This window comes from Ferrovibrio sp. (genome assembly GCF_019636075.1).
In the GTDB taxonomy this organism is placed as follows: Bacteria; Pseudomonadota; Alphaproteobacteria; order Ferrovibrionales; family Ferrovibrionaceae; genus Ferrovibrio.
The window spans coordinates 15,502-32,254 of the sequence record NZ_JAHBYG010000015.1; the positions used below are offsets into that span (position 1 = coordinate 15,502).

Below are 16,753 nucleotides of genomic sequence, written 5' to 3' on the forward strand. Positions count from 1 at the left end.
GCATGCCTGAGCGAATGCTGGCCTGTGGTATTTCGGTACGTGCCGGTACGGGCGGATTTTAATGGCGGGAATGCGCATGCCTTCATTGTTTCTGGTGTTGTTCGCGGCCCTGCTGGCCCATGCTTCGCCGCATGGCATGTCTGCCGCTTCGGCCCAGGTTGCGGCCTCCAGCCCGGCGTCGCAGGCCGCCGCCAAGCCCCTGGCCACGGCTTCGTCGATCAGCGCCGATCTCGATCGCATCGAACGCCGGCTGGCCGATCCGCGCCTCACCGATGCCGATTTCAACGCGTTGCGCCTTATGGGCGAGCGCTTGCGCGAAGCAGCCACCCAGACCCGCACCGCCCAGCGCGCCGAGGCGCAGGAAGCGCAAACCCTGCTGGATGCCCTGGGCCCGCCGCCGGCCGCCGGCACGCGCGAAAGCCCGAGCGTGACCGAAACCCGCCGGCAGTTGAACGCCCGCACCCAGCGCGCCACCGATGGCTTGAAAGAGATAGACCTGGCGATGGCCCGCCTGCTGGCGTTGCAAGACCGCGTGGCCTCGGAAGGCCGGCAGCAATTCACCCGGCAACTGGTCTATCGCGGACCGGCCTTGCTGGGCGCCACATTCTGGGGCCAGGCCTCCGCCGATATTCCGGCCACCTGGGATGAATCGCTGCAGGGCCTGATGCAGCCGGAAAACCTGCCCGGCCTGCCATCGCTGTTGCAGGCCTTGCTGGCGGCCGGCACCGTGCTGCTGTTGTGGATTCCGCTCAACCTGCTGCGTCGCCGCCATGGCGTGGATTTCGCTTTGCCCGGCCCGTTGCTCACCCATCGCAGCGTGGCGGCCCTGTTGCAATGGCTGCATATGGCCGCTGTGCCGGCGGCTGCGCTATGGGCGGCCTATGGCGTGCTGAATGCCAATGGCTGGCTGGAGCGCGAGATATTCGGCGCCGTTGTGGCGCATCTGGGCTTCGGCATCAGCCTGGCTTTGCTTAGCCTGGGCGTGGCGCGCGCGGCATTGGCGCCGCAGGCGCCGGGCTGGGCATTGATCAAGTTGGGCGCTGCCGAACGCGGCATGCTGTTTCGTCGGCTTTATGGCTTTGCCCTGCTGGCCGTGCTGGGCGCGCCGCCGGTTGTGATGTTGACTGGGCCGAATGCCGCATCCGGCGCCCGCGATGCCATCTTTGTATTGCTCACGCTATATTTCTGCGGCTTCGCCCTGGCGGTGTCGCAGCGCCGCATCTGGGCTGAAACCGCCGGAGATCGGCGGCGGCTCGGCATTGCCTGGGGTCTGGCCCTGGCGGCTTCGGCGCTGGCCACCCTGGCGGCGTTGCTGGGTTTCCACAGCTTCGCGCGGTTTCTCGCCAGCGGGCTGTTGTTGACCTTGCTGACGATTGCCACCTACTTGCTGGTGCGCCAGGGTCTGCGCGAGGCTTTGCGCGACCCTGAAAGCGCAGCCGACGACGAATCCGAGGAGGTGGAGCAATCCACCACGTCCAAGCATGTGGGCTCCACCGCGCGGTTCGTCTGCGGTTTGATGGTGGATCTGGTCTTGCTGCTGATCTTCGTCACCGTGCTGGCGCTGATCTGGGGCCTCAGCCCGGCCACGCTGGGCAGCGTGGCGCTGGATCTGATCTATGGCGTGAAGGTCGGCTCGGTAACGATTTCGCTGCTGGATATCGTGGCCGCCATTCTGCTGCTGGGGGTGGGCGTGGCGCTTACCCGCTTCATCAGCAACGGCCTGAATATACGCCTGGAGCGCCAGACCCAGATCGATCCCGGCGTGCGCAATTCGGTGGTCACCGGCGTGGCCTATATCGGCTATGTGATATCCGGCATCCTGGGCGTGGCGGTGCTGGGGCTGGATCTGTCCAACCTGGCCATCATCGCCGGCGCGCTGTCGGTGGGTATCGGTTTCGGCTTGCAGAATATCGTCAACAATTTCGTGTCTGGCCTGATCCTGCTGATCGAGCGGCCGGTGAAAGTCGGCGACTGGGTGGTGGTTGGCAACCGCGAAGGTTATGTGCGGCGCATCAACGTGCGCTCCACCGAGCTGGAAACCTTTCCGCGCGCCTCGGTGATCATCCCGAATTCCGAACTGATTTCCAGCTCGGTGATGAACTGGACGCATCGCGACCGCTTCGGCCGCATCGATATCGATATCGGCCTGTCTTATGGTATCGATATCGACAAGGCCGAGGCGATGCTGCTGGATTGCGTGAAAAACCATCCGGAAATCCTGGCTTATCCGCCGCCGGGCGTGACCTTCCGCAGTTTCGGCGACAATGCACTGCAATTCGCCGTGCGTGGGCATATCGCCAATGTGGAGCGCCGCGCCATCGTGGAGAGTGCGGTGCGTAAGGAAATCTACAAGACCTGCCAGCGCGAGAATATCGGCATCCCCTATGCCCAGAGCGACGTGCATCTGGTGGATCTCGACCGCATCGAACAGATGCTGAAGCAATTGCTGCCCGGCGGAAGCGGCAAACCCGGCGACGGCAAGGCCCGGGACGACAGCAGCGACGCTTGACGCGCGCCTGGATCATTCGACAGTATACAAATGAGTTCGCTTGCAGGGGATTTTACGATGAACAGCAGCATGCAGGGTCGGTGGGAATTCTGGATCGACCGCGGCGGCACGTTCACCGATATCGTCGGCCGCCGGCCCGATGGCTCCATCGTCACCCACAAGCTGCTGTCGGAAAATCCTGAGCGCTACAAGGATGCCGCCGTGCAGGGCATCCGCGACCTGCTGGGCGTGAAGCCCGGAGAAGCGCTGCCGGAAAACCGCATCGCCGCCGTGAAGATGGGCACGACGGTTGCCACCAATGCACTGCTTGAGCGCAAGGGCGACCGCGTGCTGCTGCTGGTGAGCCAGGGTTTCGCCGATCAATTGCGCATCGGCTATCAGACCCGGCCCAAGCTGTTTGCGCTGCATATCCAGCTGCCGGAAATGCTCTATGAGCGCGTGGCGGAATTGCCCGAGCGCGTGCGCGTGGATGGCAGCATCGAAACCCCGCTGGACGAGGCCGCCGCGCGCGCCGAATTGCAGCAGGCTTTCAACGACGGCATCCGTGCCTGCGCCATCCTGTTCATGCATGGCTATCGCTATCCGGCCCATGAGGCGCGTGTGGCCGAGATCGCGCGCGAGATCGGTTTCACGCAAATATCGGTGAGCCATCAGGTCAGCCCGCTGATCAAATTCGTCAGCCGGGGCGACACCACGGTGGTGGATGCCTATGTGTCGCCGATCCTGCGCCGTTATGTGAACCAGGTGGCCGACGAACTGGATGCGCGCCGCGCCGGCACGCGGCTGATGTTCATGCAATCCAATGGCGGCCTGGCCGATGCGGATTTCTTCCAGGGCAAGGACAGTATTTTATCCGGCCCGGCCGGCGGCGTGGTGGGCCTGGTGCAGACCTCGACGCGCGCAGGCTTCGGCCGGGTGATCGGCTTCGACATGGGCGGCACCTCCACCGATGTGAGCCATTACAGCGGCGAATACGAACGCGCGTTTGAGACCATGGTGGCCGGCGTGCGCATGCGGGCGCCGATGATGTCGATCAACACCGTGGCGGCCGGCGGCGGCTCGATTCTGCATTACGATGGCGCGCGCTATCGGGTGGGGCCGGATTCTGCGGGTGCCAATCCCGGCCCGGCCTGCTATCGCCGCGGCGGCCCGCTGGCGGTCACCGATTGCAACGTGCTGCTGGGCAAGTTGCAGCCGGATTTCTTCCCCGCCGTGTTCGGTCCCAATGGCGATCTGCCGCTGGATGCCGAGGTGGTGCGCAAGAAATTCGCCGCGTTGAGCGCCGAAGTGAACGATGGCCGCAGCGTGGAGGAAATGGCCGAAGGCTTCCTCGCCATCGCGGTGGAAAACATGGCCAACGCGATCAAGAAGATTTCCGTGGCGCGCGGCTATGATGTGACCAAGTATGTTCTCGCCAGTTTCGGCGGCGCGGGCGGTCAGCATGCCTGCCTGGTGGCCGATGCCCTGGGCATGACCGAGGTGCTGCTGCATCCGCTGGCCGGCGTGCTGTCGGCTTATGGCATGGGCCTGGCCGATATGCGCGTGCTGAAGGAGCAGAGCGCCGAGCGCGAATTGCTGGTCGAGGCGTTGCCGGAATTGTCGGCAGCATTGGACAAGCTGGCAACCGAAGCCCATGCCGAAATGCTGGCGCAGGGCGTGATGGCGGAGAAGATAACCCTGCTGCGCAAGCTGCATCTGCGCTATGGCGGTTCGGATTCTGCGCTGGTTGTCGATTTCGGCGATATGGCGGCGCTGAAAGCGGCTTTCGAAGCGGCGCATCGCCAGCGCTTCGGCTTCATCAGCCCGGAAAAACAATTGATCGTTGCCTCCATCGCCGTGGAGGCGGTGGGCGAGGGCGAGCGCGCGCCGGATAATGTCGAGGCCATCGCCGATCCGCGCAAACCGGAGGCGATTCCGGCCCGCGCGAAGCGCCGCGCCTATATGGCCAGCGCCTGGCACGATACGCCGGTCTATGACCGCGAAGAATTGCGCCCCGGCGAAAGCATCATGGGGCCGGCCATCGTGACCGAAAGCACCTCCACCATCGTCGTCGAGCCGGGCTGGCGCGCCACGCTCACCGAGCGGCGCGACCTGGTGCTCAAGCGCGTGGTAGCTTTGCCGGCGCGGCGTGCCATCGGCACCACAGTCGATCCGGTGATGCTGGAAATCTTCAACAACCTGTTCATGTCTATCGCCGAGCAGATGGGCAGCGTGCTGGAGAAGACCGCCTATTCGGTGAATATCAAGGAGCGGCTGGATTTTTCCTGCGCCATCTTCGATCTGGAAGGGGAGTTGATCGCCAATGCGCCGCATATGCCGGTGCATCTGGGTTCGATGTCGGAGAGCATCAAGACCGTGATCACCCGCCGCGCCGGGCAGATGAAGCCGGGCGATGTGTTCATGCTGAACGCGCCTTATGCCGGCGGCACGCATCTGCCGGATGTCACCGTCATCACGCCGGTTTTCGACCGCGCCGGCAAAGACGTGCTGTTCTATGTCGGCAGCCGGGGCCATCATGCCGATATCGGCGGCACCACGCCGGGCTCGATGCCGCCCGATAGCCGCACGGTGTCGGATGAAGGCGTGCTGCTGGATAATGTGCTGCTGGTGGATGGCGGGCGTTTCTTGGAAAGCGAAACCGTGGCGGTGTTGAAATCCGGCCAATATCCGGCCCGCAATCCGGCGCAGAATATCGCCGACCTGAAGGCGCAGATCGCCTCTTGCGAAAAGGGCGCGCAGGAATTGCGCAACATGGTGGACCAGTTCGGCCTCGATGTGGTGCGCGCCTATATGGGCCATGTGCAGGACAATGCGGAAGAATCCGTGCGCCGGGTGATTACGCGGCTGAAAGACGGCAGCTTCACCTATCCGATGGACGATGGCTTCCAGATCAAGGTGACGGTGACCGTCAACCACGCAGCGCGCACGGCGAAGATCGACTTCACCGGCACATCAGGCCAGCACCCGACGAATTACAACGCCCCCAAGGCGGTCTGCGTGGCCGCCGTGCTTTATGCCTTCCGTTGCCTGGTGGATAGCGATATCCCGCTCAATGGCGGCTGTTTGAAGCCGCTGGAGATCGTGATCCCGTCGGGCTCGATGCTAGACCCGCAATATCCGGCGGCCACGGTGGCCGGCAATGTGGAAACCAGCCAATGCATCACCGATACGGTGTTCGGCGCACTGGGCGTGATGGCGGCGGCGCAAGGCACGATGAACAACTTCACTTTCGGCAACAACACCTACCAGTATTACGAAACCATCTGCGGCGGCAGCGGTGCCGGGCCGGATTTCGATGGCTGCGATGCCGTGCATACCCATATGACCAATGCGCGGCTCACCGATCCCGAGGTGTTGGAATTCCGCTTTCCGGTGCTGCTGGAAAGCTTCCGCATCCGGCGCGGCTCGGGCGGCAAGGGCCGGCATAAGGGCGGCGACGGCACCATCCGCCGCATGCGCTTCCTGGAGCCGATGGTGGCGACGCTGCTTTCCTCGCATCGCCTGGTGCCGCCCTTCGGCCTGGAAGGCGGCGGCAATGGCGAAACCGGCCGGCAATGGGTGGAGCGTGCCAGCGGAACCCGAGACGAGATGGAAGGCCGCTGCTCGACGCCGATGGCGCCGGGCGATGTATTCGTGATCTCCACCCCCTCGGGCGGCGGCTTCGGCGAGTGATTGCCGCCATGGCGCGCTGGCCGCTTTGGGGCATTGGCGGATTGGCTTTCATTCAGGCCGTAAGTTTCATGGCGTTGGCAGTCGGCGAAGTATTGCCGTTGCCGGTTCACGATCTCATGGGCATGTTGTTGAGCTATGACGCGCTTGGCTTGAGCATGGCCTGGCTGCTGCCGCTGCATAACAGCCACGCTATTCTTTTGCCCAGATTGGTGCTGGCGCTGGATGTATGGCTGTTCGATGGCGCAACGATAGGCCTTGCGAGCTTTGCATTGCTGGCGCGCGGCGCCGTATTCTTTATGCTTGCCTGGGCGGTATGGCGGGTTCGCGATATTGCGCCGTCTTTGCGCGGCATGGCGATTGCCGCCTTGGCGCTGCTGTTGTTTCAAGGCTTCCTGCTTGAAACCATAGCGATCCCCAATGGCTATAATTACGAGATGATGGCCGTTTTTTCCGTCGCCTCCCTGATCTGTGCGAGCCACGGACGATCCTTCATTCTTGCCAGCTTGTTTGCTTTGGCGGCCAGCCTATGCCTGGCCAATGGCATCCTGTTGTTTTTAGTGCTGGCATCGGTGGCCTGGATGCAGGCGGAGGAATGGAAGCAGCGCTTTGCCTGGATGCTGCCGATAGCCCTGTCCGGTGCGGCGGCGGCGGGATTTTATCTTGCCGGTTCTTCCGCGGGAGACGGGCTGCATGATTTCAATGCATGGACCGTGGCGCATTTCATGCTGCGCATGGCCGGCGCGCCTTTGACGATATGGCTGCCGGTACTTGGCCATGGCATCGGCCTGCTGCTGCTCCTGGCCAGCCTCGCCGGCATCGTCTGGGCGATACGCAATCGCTTCCGGCTGGATTCGCTTGGCCGCCTGGCATTCTGTTTGCTGCTTTTCGGCTTCGGCTCGCTGTTCATGGTTGCGGTCGGACGCGTCGGTGCGGGGTTCGGCGCGGAGATTGCCACGGCAGGACGCTACGGATTGTTGACGGCCTTTCTCTATGCAGGACTGGTCCTGCTGCTGCTGCGCATGCCCTGGATCACCCGGCCGGCAATTCTGCGCGGGTTTCAGGGCGGGCTTTTGGCAATCGCGCTTTGCCTCGTCTGTTTGCAGTTCGGCTTCGGTCGTTCATATGTGAGGCTGCGTGATTTGGTGGCCCATAACGCAGTGGCTTTACGGGCCGGGGCGCGCGATGTCGCTTTGCTGGCCCATATGCAGCCCGACGCTGTTGTGGCCTGGCGGTTCTTTGACCTGCTGCAGCAGCGGCAACTCTACGGCTTCGGCAAGCCTGAGGATGCCAAGCGGGCGGCAGAGTACAAGCAGACGGCAGAGTAGCTGTTGCCGGTTCTTGGCAGGCCAGCAAGCGGCGGCACTCATTGGAAAATTTCCGTCATTCGTCGTATTTTCGCCGCAAAGGCGCGCAATAAGTGTATTTCTGATTGATTTGATCTTTATATGTATGATATATGTTCCTATATTGATAAGAATGCCAAGGATAAGCCATGTCCAGCCTCCCTCAGCCAGAATCCCGATCGCTGCCGAAAACCGGGCGGCGCGATAGCCTCCCGGCTGTTTCCGATTTTCCCAAGGGTTTAACGCCCATCACGCCGGTCCTTCTCGAAAATCTGATGAAGGACAAACGCTATTGGCATCCGACCAAGCGCGACCCGGCTTTTCAGCGTCAGATCGAACGCGGCTTCCAGGCGCTCTATCCCGATCTTGGCCGCGATGCCACGGGCCGGCAGCGGCGCGGCGAACCGCGCAACGATCTGGCCTTTGATGGCAAGGGCAATGTGGTGCCGTTCCAGAATGTCTCCGCTGACAGCGCTTCCCTCAACAGCGCTTCAGGCGACGGCGAAGTGCGGGTGCGGGCCTATACGCAAAGCCGCGATGGCGAAACCGTGCAGGTGGCCCAGCATACCCGCTCGGCACCGGGTAATGGGCCGGGTGATGGGGCAGATTCCACCGGCACACGGAAAAGCGATCCGCATGCTAATCTGCCAGAGCCCTATCGCAAGCTGATGGCAGCGGCTGGAATCGATATCGATGCCAATGCCGATAAGGCGGAAAAAATGTCGTTGCGGGAATTTTTGGAAGCGATCCCCACCAGGGGCCCCTGGGATTACAAGAATGTGCAAAAGGTAAAAGATGCAGCCGAGGCCAATGGTGTTTCCCGTGATGACTTACAGCGTTTCGGCAATTTTCATTTCGGCTATATGGCGAATGCCTTCGGTTTCGGCTTGGGGCGGACTCTATCCGGTGCCGGGCTTTATCAGGCCTTCGATCAGGGAGGCGGCAGCAAATCGGAAGCCATAGCCGGGGCTGGCTATGGCCTCTCCAAGACGCAATCCGCCCAGTTCTTCACTGATAACGGGTTCACCTGGGGCGACAATCCTGGCGATTCCAAGGATATCATGGAGGGCTGGCTGCATTACGAAAACACCCGGCGGAAGGCCACGCAATAGCCATGGAGCTTGCCTTAAAAATCCTGCGCTATCTTTGGTATGGCTTTTTGGGTCTGGTGGCGCTTTGTGTGCTCGGCGTGTTTTTGCTGTTGAAGAGTTGCGAAAAACAAGGGGTTGCCGATCCGGAAGGTTTTTTCCACGCGCAGCGGGCTGAACTAGAGCAGGCGGTGCAAGAGCTTTCCAGCAGCGGCATATCCGAGGTGCGGGTTTCGACGCCTTATCGCGACGCAGACAAGGATTATGTATTGGAATCAGATGACGCCCTTTACCAGCAATTGCAGGGTTTTCTCGATAAGCATGACATGCTGACCATTGGGGTGTTGCGTGAAAAGTCTTTGTCTTTGCAACTTCGCGAAGTTTCTTTCACGGTTCTGATCGATCGGACCAGCGGCCGGGCAATTATCTACGACATCAACTACACACCACCCGGCCGGGACTATTCCGCGCTGTTCGAGGACGAAACCTGCCGCATCCTGGAAGCACCATCCTGGCGGCTCTGCTGGCGGCCTGCATGACGTTGAAGCGAGGCATTCGAGGCGACAATCCTGGCGATTCCAAGGATATCATGGAGGGCTGGCTGCATTACGAAAACACCCGGCGGAAGGCAGCGCAATAGCCATGGAGCTTGCCTTAAAAATCCTGCGCTATCTCTGGTATGGTTTTTTGGGTCTGGTGGCGCTTTGTGTGCTCGGCGTGTTTTTGCTGTTGAAGAGTTGCGAAAAACAAGGCGTTGCTGATCCGGAGGGTTTTTTCCACGCGCAGCGGCAGGCATTGGAGCAGGTGGTGCAAGACCTCTCCAATAGCGGCATATCGGGGGTGTGGGTATCGACACCCTACCAGCGCGCGGACAAGCACTATGTGTTGGAGACGGATGAGGCGCTTTACAAGAAACTGCAGGGCTTTCTGGATAAGCATGATGTGCTGTCGATTGCCGCCCTGCGTGAGAAGCCCGCTCGGTTGCAGCTGCGCAAGGTGATTTTCACGGTTCTGATTGACCGGACTAGCGGGCGTGAAATCCTCTACGCTATCAGCTACACGCCGCCGGACCTGGAATATTCCACGCCTTTCGAGAACGAAAGCTGCCGCATCCTGGAAGCACCATCCTGGCGGCTTTGCTGGCGGCCTGCATGACGTTGAAGCGAGGCATTCGAGGCGACAATCCTGGCGATTCCAAGGACATCATGGCCGGCTGGCAGCATTACGAAAACACCCGGCGGAAGGCCGCGCAATAGCCATGGAACTGACTTTACGAATCTTCCGTTATCTCTGGTACGGCTTTCTGTCGTTTTTGGCATTTATTGCGCTATGCATCGGCTGGCTCTATGCCATCGGTGTGCAGCGAGGCGTCGATGATCCGGAGGCTTTCTTTACGGCGCATCGCACGGAATTGCAGGCCTTGGTGGAAAAAATACGAGCCGGTGATGTGTATGAATTCTGGAACGGATCAGATTATCTTCGTGCACTAAAGAGACGGGCAACGCCGGAAGGAGAAAGCCTCTTCCTGGAAATGCAGTCTTATATGAAGGACACAGAAATTTTAGCGATATTGACGATCGGTATGAGCCGGGGCGCTTTGGAAGCAGTGGTTTTCCAATTGCAATACAGTCTCTCCGGTTATCGCGGTGAGCATATCGTCAAGCTTTATTACATCGAGCCCGGAGCCGATACGTCGGACTATATCGACCCTTCGCAATGCAAGGTTCTGGAAGCGCCGTATTGGCTGCTCTGCCGCATCAAGACGTGAAGCCGCTGAACCATGGAACTGACCTTAAGAATCCTGCGTTATCTCTGGTATGGGTTTCTGGCGTGCCGGCGCTTTACGCCAGCGCGTCGCGCTTGGGCTCGAAATAGCGCAGCATGATTTTCAGATCGCGGCCGCGGCGCAGGATGCGGCCGCCCTGGCCTAGGATGGCGAATGCGCCCTGCTTGCGGGCCAGCTTGGGCGTTTTCACGATGCGAAACAGCGCGCCGTCGGCGGTGCGGCGAAACACCGCGAAGCTGCAGCTTTCGCGGTCATGCCCGATGGCGTAATCGCGCCATTCGCCGCGCCCCACCATGCGGGAATACAGATTGAGGATGACCGCGAATTCATAGCGGTCGAAAAATACCTGCTTGTCTGGGTTGGATTGCGGGTTGTTGCTATGCGCAATAATGGTATGCGCTGCAATAACGGTATGAGCAACCACGGCTGCCTGCGCCTGGCCCTGCTTGCCAGCCGGACCGGAGCGGGCCGGATCAGCATGAGCGGAACCAGGCCTGCGGTATTCGTCGATGGCGACAACCTCGCTCATACCCGGCGACACACCTCGCTTGCCCTAATTATGACAAGCTTGGTCCCGCCGGGCGGCTTAGTCAAGCCGCAAGCGGCCGTAGCGCAGTGTCTCAGAGTTCCTTGAGCAGGGCTTCCACCGAGCTGTCGTCCATCACCTGCTCGCCCTTGGCCAGCATGTCCTTGCGGCGCTCTGTGCCGGTGTAGTTGAAGGCTCTGTGCCGGCGGCGGTCGGGGCCGAAGAATTCTTCGGTGCGCACGAAGGTGCGTGGATTTTCGATCACCGTAGTGATGCGCCGCGCCATGGTGGTGGCAGAGAACGGCTTGACCAGGAATTCGGTGACGCCGGCATCGCGCGACTTGATCACCTTCCACTCTTCCGATTGCGCCGTCGCCATGATGATCGGCACGAACACATTCTTGGAGGCGGGATTCTTGCGCACCCATTCCACGAAGGCGATGCCGTCCATGTCGCCATCCATGTGCCATTCGGTGAACAATATGTCGATCACATTGTTTTCCAGAAAGGCCAATGCATCCTTGGCATTCTGCGCTTCGGAAACCTTGTTGACGCCGAGCGGGCGCAGCACTTCCTTAATCAACTGCATGTGGTTTTGGTTGCTATCGAGCACCAGACAGGCAACGTTATTGAGCTTATAGGCCATGATGCGATTGCCTAATCGAACAGCTCGACGCTGCCGGCCTGAGTCTGCACGGCAGTGATCTTCTTCGTCGCTTCGCGCTGGAATACGGTCTTGGCGCTGGCATCCTCGATCTGTTTGACGCGCGCCACCCCGCTTTCGGGAAAGAACTGCACCTTACGCGGCAGGTTGCCACGCAGATCCGAAGCCAATACGCGGATACCCTCCGCCTTCAGGTAGCGTTCGATGAAATCGGCATTCTGATGCCCGATGCCGCGCAGGCCAGACAATACGTTGGCGCCGCCGAAAATCTTCACTTCGAGCCGCTCGCGCCGGGCGCCCACCGAGAGCAGGCCGTTGATCAGCTGTTCCATCGAATAGCTGCCATAGCGCAGCGAGGCGGAGAATGGCAGGTCTGGGTTGTTGTCGCCGCCCTTGTCGGGCAGCAGGAAGTGGTTCATTCCGCCGCGTCCTGCCACCGGATCGCGCAGACAGGCCGCCACGCAGGAACCCAGCACAGTGGCCAGCATTTCGCCGGGCTGGGTGGAGACGTAGAAATCGCCCTGGAAGACCTGCACAACGTGCACCTTCAATACCGGGTCGTAATAGCGGCGGCGTTCGCTCATCGGCGCCACGCCAAAACCGCCTTCACCGGCATTTGTCCGTTGCATTGTGGCACCAGGGTTGTTCATCCTTGCATCATGTACGTGGGCGGGGCTGGGTTCAAGGCCGGCTTGCGGATCAGGGGTCGAGGCCGGTTGCATCCTGCAACCCGGCATCGCCCCAATCGACATGTTCTAGATGTGCACCGCCAAACCGTGCCCCACTTAAATCACACGCCAAACGTCTGCCTGTTCTCTCTCCGCGTGCAGTTAACACTTCTGCGCTGCCGAAGGCTGCCTGGCTGAGGTCGGCAAAGCGGAAATCGATACCCGTCATGGTGCAACCGAGGAATTTGGCGCCTTGCGCGCGGCAATCCCTGGCATCCACACCAGACAAATCGGCATATCGAAAGACGGCATTCTCCAAGCGGCAATCACGCAGATTTGCACCGCGCAAGCGGATGCCCGACAAATCCTGGTCGCGAAAATCCATGCCTGAAAGATCGGCTCCGCGCAGGTTGGCGGGCACGCCCTGGCCGTTGCGCACCCATTGCCGATGCGCTTGCAAGGCGTTCTCAATTTCCTCGGCGGTCAGCGGTTTGGGCGGCGGTTCGGCTTCGGCGGCCAGGTTGGCCATGGCGAGATTGGCGCCGAAAATCTCTACATCATTCAGATCAACGCCATGCAGATGGGCGTCGGTCAGATTGGCGCCTTGTAAAGTGGCGCCGGCTAGCTTGGCGCCGGAAAGCTCCGCGCCCATCAGATTGGCGCCCACCAAAGTTGCGCCGCTGAGATCGGCGCCGCTGAGATCGGCTCCGGCCAATTGGCAATCGCTCAAGGCGGAGTTTTCCAGATTGGCGCCGGCGAGATTGCTGCCGGTAAAATCCGCACCCAGAGCATCTATGCCGCTCATATCGGCCTTGGTGAAATTGCTGCCGGTGATGTTCTGGCGCAGCAGAGCAATTTTGTCGGTGGGTTGGGCGCCGATTTCCAGGCCGCGGCGAAAATTCACGCCGGCCAGCACAGCGCCGGAAAAGTCAGTGTTTTCAAGGGTTGCGCCGCGCATATCGGCACGCGTGAGATCTGCATTATTCAGGCTGGCGCCTGCCAGATCGGCCTTGAAGAAACTGCTTTGCATAAGCTGCGCGCCGTCCAGCCGGCAATTGCGCAAGCTGGCATTGCGAAAGCTGGCGCGCCGCAGATCGGCCTTCGAAAGATCGGCGCCGCTGAGATCCTTGCCGGCAAAATCCGCAGCCTTCCCACCCGGCAGGCCTTTCAGCCAAAGGTGGTGTTGATGCAGCATTTCCTTGATGTCGATGAGATCCATGCCGGGGCGCAATCCTTAACAGCCGGAGCGTGAGGAAAGCTGGCCCAGCTGGCAAGCTTGGCGTGAAGCCGAAGCATGAAACGCTGGCGAAACCGACTTTCTGACGTCCCGTCAAAGATGGGTATAAGGGCTGTTTTGCGCGCGGCATAGTCATTCTTTGGTAATATCGGCGTGGGTGTGACGGCGTTAACACCTGTGGCAAGAAGCGCGACAGATGCAATTTCCAACGATTTATGTCTAAATATGACGGGCCGTGATGCATCCTGTTTCAGCGGCCAGCTTCCGGCAGACATGATCCGGGAGATGCTTCAGAGAGATTTTATCAGGGGAATGGCGTGGCACGTAAACCGGACCCGGTTGGTGTAGCCAAGGATAGCGGTGCGGTTTCCGCAGCTGCTGCACGCAAAGCCGGCAAGGCTGCTGCGGCTCCCGTTGTTGCGGCTCATGGCGCTGCAGATATGCAGCGCAGCCGCGAATTGCTCGACTTCATTGCCCTGGTGATGCTGGCCATCAAGGAAGAGATCGAAGACCTGCGCCAGGTGCAGTCGCGCAATGCCCAAGCGGTGACGCATAAGCTGATGGAACTTGGCAGCGCGTTATCGGCTTCCCCATCGGATTCCCCTTCGGCTTCCCCATCGACTTCCTTGCCCCAGACATCGGCTGCCATGGCCGGTATCATCGGCCTGCTGCAAGGCGACGATCTGGCCAATCAGCGCCAGCAGCATGTGGTGAATGCACTGCGTTATGTGGACGACCTGATCCGCGAACATGCCGGGCGCGGCTGGGAGCCCCGGCTGAGCGAGCGGGCGATCGGCTGGGGCGAGGGGCTACTGGCTGGCCAGACCTTGGAACAGGTGCGTGCGCATTTTCATCATTACCTGCTGGACCGCGGCCAAAGCAGGACTAGTATAGCAGCCGTTGACCGCAAGCATGATGAAGTCGAGTTGTTCTAGCTTGCCCTCACTGGGTATTGTGTTACCTCGGGGCGTGCATTAGGGTTCAACCTTACATTGATGGAAAGCTTGGTAGTCATGTCCGACGGCAAAGACCGCGAGAACCCGTCCGGTCCTCAGTTTATCAATCCGCCCAACTTCCTGAAGATGAAGGTGGGCGACGGCGGCTTTGACAAGCAGACCATCAAGGAAGCCGAGGCGGCGATCCAGACGCTCGGCGCCAAGATGTATGAGCAATGGGCCGACAAGGATCTGGGCCGTTTGCGCGGCGCCTATGAGGAATTGCGCAGCACCAATCTGGATTCCGATGAGAATGTGCAGCGCATGCTGCGGATTTGCTGGGACATGAAGGGCCTGGGCGGCAGCTTCGGCTTTCCGCTGATCACCGAGATCACCCATTACCTCAGCAATTACCTGGAATATTGCATCAACACCGAGAATGTGAAGGTTAGCCCGGCAGTGGTGAGCCCGCATATCGATGCATTGTTCGTGGTGTTGAGCCAGAAGATTTCCGGCGATGGCGGCGCCATCGGGCGCGAATTGGTGCGCGGCCTGGAAACCCTGGTGCTGAAAACCGGCGCCCGCATCGGCGGTCGGGAATAACGCGCTTCATTCTTTACCGAAACTCTAAATTTAGTGGTGGCCGATCCGGCCAGCCACAGCATGCAGCGGTTCTACCTTGACCCTGCGACTCGGCACCCGTAATCTGCTCGCGAATCGGGATTCGGCCCGATTCGTTGGTGAAAATCGGCGTTATCGGGCGGGTTTGATACCCAAATGGTGCGTTCTCGGCATTGCCGCAGGGAAGCAGCGTGGCGGATATCCGGATCATCGAGGCCAGCGAAACCGCCAAGGGCTTGGGCGGGGGCTTTCGTGCTGGTCGCGCCGGACAAGCTGGCGATGCTGCGGGGGATGCAGGCCGCGCCGATGATATCGTGATCGATGTCGAGGCCGAGGAAATCGGTCCCGATACGGATCGTCGTCCCGGCTTTTCCACCGGCCGCAAACCGGCCCTGGCCGCCTGCTTCAACACCGAAACCGATTTCCATGGCCAGAGCCTGGGGCAACTTGCGGTCCGCTCACTGTCGATTGTCGATTATGTGCGCGGCCTGGGCCAGACCGAAATGGCCGATGGCGATCTGGACAGCCTGGTGCGCTGCGCCGACGATCTGGAAAGCGCGATCATCCTGATGTTCCAACTGGCCGGCGGCACCCGCATGGAACTGCGCCAGCGTTACGAGGCCATGCAGATGGCGATTTTCGCCCAGGCCACGGGCCAATCTGCAGGCCCCATGAACCGCGATGTGGGCCAGGATGTGCACCGGGGCGTGGCTGCTGGAACCGCCCGGGACGACATGGATATTCCGCCCCGCCGTTAACCTGTCGCGCCGGTAAACCCTGCCTCGTCCGTAACGCTGCCCGATTGCCATTGCGACTTTGTTGCATGGCGGATTATCGCAAAATCACGTGTATGCCCCTTTGCCGGGCGCGCGGCCTCGGTTAGGCTACCGCAAGAACTTGGATGCCCGCAGGGATAGTCCGGCGTGGCAAAGCTGGGAGTCAGGCGCGCATATCGTCGATGGCTTTGTCCACGAGAGCGCGCAAGGCAGAAAGCATTGTAGAGGCGGCTGCATGGAGCCATTCGGCATCGCCAAGGTGGAAGACGGCACCCAGCTCAAGCTGGCGGCCACGATGGATATCCGTGCCGCGGAGCCGTTGCTGAACAGCGTGCAGGAAGCGCTGTCGGCGGGCGGCGGCAAGATCGTGATCGAGGCCTCGTCGGTGGATCGCCTGTCCACGCCCTGTGTGCAGGTGCTGATCGGCGCGTTGCAGCATATGGAGCAGAACGGCATTCCCTTCGTGCTGAAATCGCCGAGCGATGCTTTCGTGACGGCATTCGACGACCTGGGCTTGTTTTCATATCTCATGAAATGGCCGGTGCAGACATGACCAAGCGGGTTCTCACCGTAGACGATTCCAAAACCATGCTGCAGATGCTGCAATTCGCATTGAAGCAGGGCGGCTACGAAGTGATTCAGGGTGAGAATGGCCAGGAAGGCCTTGATCTGCTCGACAAGCATGATGTGGATGTCATCATTTCCGACATCAACATGCCGGTGATGGATGGCATCACCTTCATCAAGGAACTGCGCAAGCAGCCGAAGAACAAGGCCATACCGGTCTTGATCCTGACCACTGAAAGCAGCCAGGCCAAAAAGGCCGAAGGCCGAGCCGCCGGCGCCACCGGCTGGATCGTGAAGCCGTTCGACCCCGCCAAACTGTTGGAAGTGATCCGCAAGGTCAGCCCCTAAACCGCAATCCGGG

Annotated in this window: 16 protein-coding genes; 12 read left to right on the forward strand and 4 right to left on the reverse strand. The window is 60.7% G+C overall.

The window, feature by feature from the left end; translation table 11 throughout:
* Positions 1-76 precede the first annotated feature (76 nt).
* The 7 genes from KF827_RS08565 (at position 77) to KF827_RS08595 (ending at position 10,380) form a co-directional block, all read left to right on the forward strand.
* Positions 77-2,509 (forward strand): DUF3772 domain-containing protein, encoded by a 2,433-nt coding sequence (locus tag KF827_RS08565; RefSeq protein ID WP_291003434.1) that lies wholly within the window; start codon positions 77-79, stop codon positions 2,507-2,509.
* 57 nt (positions 2,510-2,566) lie between these two features.
* Positions 2,567-6,181, forward strand: a complete 3,615-nt coding sequence (locus KF827_RS08570) for a hydantoinase B/oxoprolinase family protein (RefSeq protein WP_291003436.1) — start codon at positions 2,567-2,569, stop codon at positions 6,179-6,181.
* Positions 6,182-6,189: 8 nt separating this feature from the next.
* On the forward strand, positions 6,190-7,506 hold the full coding sequence (locus KF827_RS08575) for a hypothetical protein (protein ID WP_291003439.1): 1,317 nt from the start codon (positions 6,190-6,192) through the stop codon (positions 7,504-7,506).
* Positions 7,507-7,799: 293 nt separating this feature from the next.
* Positions 7,800-8,636: a polymorphic toxin type 44 domain-containing protein gene (locus KF827_RS08580; RefSeq protein ID WP_291003442.1), complete on the forward strand. Its 837-nt coding sequence runs from the start codon at positions 7,800-7,802 to the stop codon at positions 8,634-8,636.
* A gap of 2 nt (positions 8,637-8,638) precedes the next feature.
* Positions 8,639-9,151 carry a hypothetical protein gene (locus KF827_RS08585; protein WP_291003444.1) on the forward strand — a complete coding sequence of 171 codons (513 nt, stop codon included), beginning with the start codon at positions 8,639-8,641 and terminating at the stop codon, positions 9,149-9,151.
* A 103-nt stretch (positions 9,152-9,254) separates the two neighbouring features.
* Entirely contained in the window at positions 9,255-9,767 is a 513-nt protein-coding gene (locus KF827_RS08590) for a hypothetical protein (RefSeq protein WP_291003447.1), read from the forward strand.
* Positions 9,768-9,870: 103 nt separating this feature from the next.
* On the forward strand, positions 9,871-10,380 hold the full coding sequence (locus tag KF827_RS08595; protein WP_291003450.1) for a hypothetical protein: 510 nt from the start codon (positions 9,871-9,873) through the stop codon (positions 10,378-10,380).
* A 73-nt stretch (positions 10,381-10,453) separates the two neighbouring features.
* Here the strand turns inward: KF827_RS08595 and KF827_RS08600 are convergent, their stop codons facing one another.
* The 4 genes from KF827_RS08600 to KF827_RS08615 form a co-directional block, all read right to left on the reverse strand.
* Positions 10,454-10,927 (reverse strand): DUF2794 domain-containing protein, encoded by a 474-nt coding sequence (locus KF827_RS08600; protein WP_291003453.1) that lies wholly within the window; start codon positions 10,925-10,927, stop codon positions 10,454-10,456.
* A gap of 91 nt (positions 10,928-11,018) precedes the next feature.
* Positions 11,019-11,570: a response regulator gene (locus tag KF827_RS08605; protein WP_291003456.1), complete on the reverse strand. Its 552-nt coding sequence runs from the start codon at positions 11,568-11,570 to the stop codon at positions 11,019-11,021.
* An 11-nt stretch (positions 11,571-11,581) separates the two neighbouring features.
* A complete protein-coding gene (locus tag KF827_RS08610) occupies positions 11,582-12,217 on the reverse strand; it encodes a chemoreceptor glutamine deamidase CheD (RefSeq protein WP_291003459.1) in 636 nt (211 codons plus the stop codon).
* Positions 12,218-12,287: 70 nt separating this feature from the next.
* Positions 12,288-13,475, reverse strand: coding sequence for a pentapeptide repeat-containing protein (locus KF827_RS08615; RefSeq protein WP_291003462.1), 1,188 nt, complete (start codon positions 13,473-13,475; stop codon positions 12,288-12,290).
* Positions 13,476-13,810: 335 nt separating this feature from the next.
* Here KF827_RS08615 and KF827_RS08620 point away from each other — a divergent pair, with 335 nt between their 5' ends.
* The 5 genes from KF827_RS08620 (at position 13,811) to KF827_RS08640 (ending at position 16,740) form a co-directional block, all read left to right on the forward strand.
* The gene (locus tag KF827_RS08620; protein WP_291003465.1) at positions 13,811-14,428 is read left to right on the forward strand and encodes a hypothetical protein; all 618 of its coding nucleotides are present in this window, start codon (positions 13,811-13,813) and stop codon (positions 14,426-14,428) included.
* A 78-nt stretch (positions 14,429-14,506) separates the two neighbouring features.
* On the forward strand, positions 14,507-15,031 hold the full coding sequence (locus tag KF827_RS08625; protein WP_291003469.1) for a hypothetical protein: 525 nt from the start codon (positions 14,507-14,509) through the stop codon (positions 15,029-15,031).
* A gap of 209 nt (positions 15,032-15,240) precedes the next feature.
* Complete coding sequence (locus KF827_RS08630; RefSeq protein WP_291003472.1) at positions 15,241-15,807, forward strand: hypothetical protein; 567 nt, start codon at positions 15,241-15,243, stop codon at positions 15,805-15,807.
* Positions 15,808-16,060: 253 nt separating this feature from the next.
* Positions 16,061-16,378, forward strand: coding sequence for an STAS domain-containing protein (locus KF827_RS08635; protein ID WP_291003475.1), 318 nt, complete (start codon positions 16,061-16,063; stop codon positions 16,376-16,378).
* Positions 16,375-16,740, forward strand: coding sequence for a response regulator (locus KF827_RS08640; RefSeq protein WP_291003478.1), 366 nt, complete (start codon positions 16,375-16,377; stop codon positions 16,738-16,740). The genes KF827_RS08635 and KF827_RS08640 overlap by 4 nt, the downstream gene beginning before the upstream one ends.
* Positions 16,741-16,753 lie beyond the last annotated feature (13 nt).